This is a genomic window from Paenirhodobacter populi, assembly GCF_004022215.1.
Taxonomy (GTDB): Bacteria; Pseudomonadota; Alphaproteobacteria; order Rhodobacterales; family Rhodobacteraceae; genus Rhodobacter; species Rhodobacter populi.
In genome coordinates, this window is record NZ_SAUZ01000062.1 from 1 (window position 1) to 2699 (window position 2699).

A 2699-nucleotide genomic window follows, 5' to 3' on the forward strand; every position below is an offset into this window, starting at 1 on the left:
CTCCAGAACCAACCGCGTCACCGCCGCCGTCCCGCCTCAGCAACCTGCGCCGCTTCGGTGAGGGGCTATCTACGGAAACTCCAAATCACCCGCAACCCCATTTCTCAGAAAAATACGATTTTTTCAGATCCGCCCGAAAATCAGGCAGGAACGGTTGGCCCTTGCCGCCGGTGCCAGCCCGCCCCACTTTGCCAACGCACGACATAAGGAGGACATCATGCACCGCCTGTTTCTGATCGCCGCGGCCACCATGGCACTCGGCGCCTGCAAGGCAGAAACGCCCAGCGATCCGCTCGAATTGCTTGGCACCGATACCGAATGGACCGTCACCGACATCTCGGGCGCGCCGGTTCCCGCAGAGGTCAAGGTCACCATCCTGCGTCCCGCCGCCGGAACGATCGCCGGCTCCTCGGGCTGCAACCGCTATACCGGATCGGCGAAGACCGTGGATGGCCGGATCGAGATCGGCCCCCTCGTCGGCACCCGCATGATGTGCCCCGAGCCGCAGATGCAGGCGGAAACCGCCTTTCTCATGACAATCGAGAAAACGACCGGCCTGCGGGAATCGGGCGGCGTTCTGGAATTCACCGATTCGGCGGGTGACGTCGTGCTGAAGGCAAGCAAGTAGCCCGCTTGACCGGGCCGCGCGGATCGGGGACCTTTGCCGCATGTTTCCGATCCGCGACCACAATCCGTCTTCCCGCACACCCCGGGTGACCTGGGGGCTGATCGCGATCAATGTGATTCTCTATGTCCTGACCGCGCCCTGGGGCGGCGACATGGAAACGCTCTGGGTCTACGGGGCGCTCTATCCGGATCTTGTCACCCAGGGTTACTGGCTACACGGGCTGTTCACCCATATGTTCCTGCATGCCGGGCTGATGCATGTCGCGGGGAACATGCTGTTCCTGTGGGTCTTCGGCGACAATCTCGAAGATCAGTTCGGTCCTCTGGGCTTTCTGGTCTTCTATCTTCTCGGCGGACTCTGCGCCGCGGCAGCCCAGATCACGGTCATGCCGACAAGCGAGGTGCCCATGGTCGGCGCCTCCGGCGCGATCGCCGCCGTCATGGGCGGCTACATGCTGCTGTTCCCGCGCGCCCGGGTGGATGTGATCGTCATCTTCATCATCTTCTTCCGGATCTTCACGATTCCCGCCTTCGTCGTTCTGGGGATCTGGCTCAGCCTTCAGCTGCTCAGCGAGCTGGCCCCCCAAGGCGAAGCCGGTGTCGCCTATCTGGCGCATATCGGCGGCTTCATCGCCGGCGCGGCCATGGCCCTTCCCCTGTGGATCAAGCGCGGCGGCACGGGCTACTGGCGCAAGACGCATGGCCTGCCGCCCTACCCTGCCGCCAGCTACGCCCGCACGACGATCCCGGTGGTCATCCGCCGCCGCTGAACGCCGATCCGACCCCGGGCAGGCAAGTGCGAAAATCGTGATTTTCCCCCTTGCACCGGCACAGGAGCATCCGTATAGAGGCGCCAGTCGCGGCAACCGATGGGGCCGACGATCCGGTGGGGCCATAGCTCAGTTGGGAGAGCGCTTGAATGGCATTCAAGAGGTCGGGGGTTCGATTCCCCCTGGCTCCACCAAGTTGCACTTGGCAAGTGCCAGATAGATCTTCCATTAATGACGGCGGATTGTCCATTTTGTTGGAAAATCTGCGTCTGTGAAGAAATTCGAAGCCGGTAGAGGTCGCTCTGCTGGCTTTTTTCTTGTGCGCGAACGAGGTCGAGCGACAGCCCTTATCGCACACGCTCGACCACAAGCCCGTGGGTAACCCGTGGGTAAGCAGTGGGCACCCATGCGGCAGATCCGGCCCTTTGTGGACGTTCGGCCTCGACCTATGCTGCGAGGCCGTATCCCCGGAAGCCGACGTTCTGATCAACCTGACGCGCCTCGACTTCGTCATCTTGGACGAACTGGGCTATCTGCCCTTCGCCCAGTCAGGCGGTCAGCTGCTGTTCCACCTGATCAGCCGCCTCCGGTGATGCTGATCGGTTACGGTCCGGTTGGGGACTAAACCGCAGTCCGACGGTTGACCCCACATGCGCAAAAGCGCTTGACTTGGATGATCCCATTACAGAGGTCCGGAGCCCGAGAAAGTTGACGCTAACGGACTGTCCGCCAAGTGCGATGTCTTAACTGTTATGGTCGTCGCGGCCAAAATGCATAGAGATGCCACCTAGCAGACTTGGCGCTGTCTCTTGTGTCTCCCACTGGTCGATGAGGCTGCCGAGGAGCATCCAATGCTCGTCCTTCCCGTCTTTCGTCAGCGCGCATCCAAATAGCATCGCGATGTCTACCCGATTAAGATGATCGAGTTCCTCGGGAGAGAAACTGGCGCCGCGAAGCGGAAGGTGATCCGTAGCGATACGATCCAGTGCGCGTGACGCCGCTTCGAACCAGACCTTGGGGATGATCGACCGGCCACGGTAGATACCTCTTATGCTCCGGCGCGCATCCTCCATCGATTCAGCATTCTCCAGTGGCTCGATTGCATATGTCGCGGCCAGATCGCGACCATCTTTGCGGGCCAGCAGCGGGATTATGATCGTTGTGCAGATGGGCTCTGATGATGTGACCGCCCCCCGACGGCATCTGTGTGCCAAGGTGGGCCTGCAAGGATCCACATAGGAGAGCGGTCATGTCGGAGATTACCACTGTCGGGCTCGATCTGGCGAAGAATGTGTTCCAGGC

3 protein-coding genes, 1 tRNA gene and 1 pseudogene are annotated in these 2699 nt (G+C 61.3%); 4 read left to right on the forward strand and 1 reads right to left on the reverse strand.

Annotation, left to right across the window (positions count from 1 at the left end):
* The first annotated feature begins 217 nt into the window (after positions 1–217).
* From D2T30_RS22725 to D2T30_RS22740, 4 genes and pseudogenes are all read left to right on the forward strand, one after another.
* Positions 218–628, forward strand: coding sequence for an META domain-containing protein (locus tag D2T30_RS22725; RefSeq protein ID WP_128210637.1), 411 nt, complete (start codon positions 218–220; stop codon positions 626–628).
* A 40-nt stretch (positions 629–668) separates the two neighbouring features.
* Entirely contained in the window at positions 669–1397 is a 729-nt protein-coding gene (locus D2T30_RS22730) for a rhomboid family intramembrane serine protease (RefSeq protein ID WP_128210638.1), read from the forward strand.
* Positions 1398–1515: 118 nt separating this feature from the next.
* Positions 1516–1591 (forward strand) — tRNA-Ala (locus D2T30_RS22735).
* Between the two features lie 294 nt (positions 1592–1885).
* Positions 1886–1984: pseudogene (locus D2T30_RS22740) on the forward strand (ATP-binding protein); the annotation flags it as partial.
* 156 nt (positions 1985–2140) lie between these two features.
* On the opposite strand, the gene D2T30_RS22745 reads toward D2T30_RS22740, so the two are convergent.
* Positions 2141–2470: a hypothetical protein gene (locus D2T30_RS22745; protein WP_128210639.1), complete on the reverse strand. Its 330-nt coding sequence runs from the start codon at positions 2468–2470 to the stop codon at positions 2141–2143.
* Between the last annotated feature and the right edge of the window lie 229 nt (positions 2471–2699).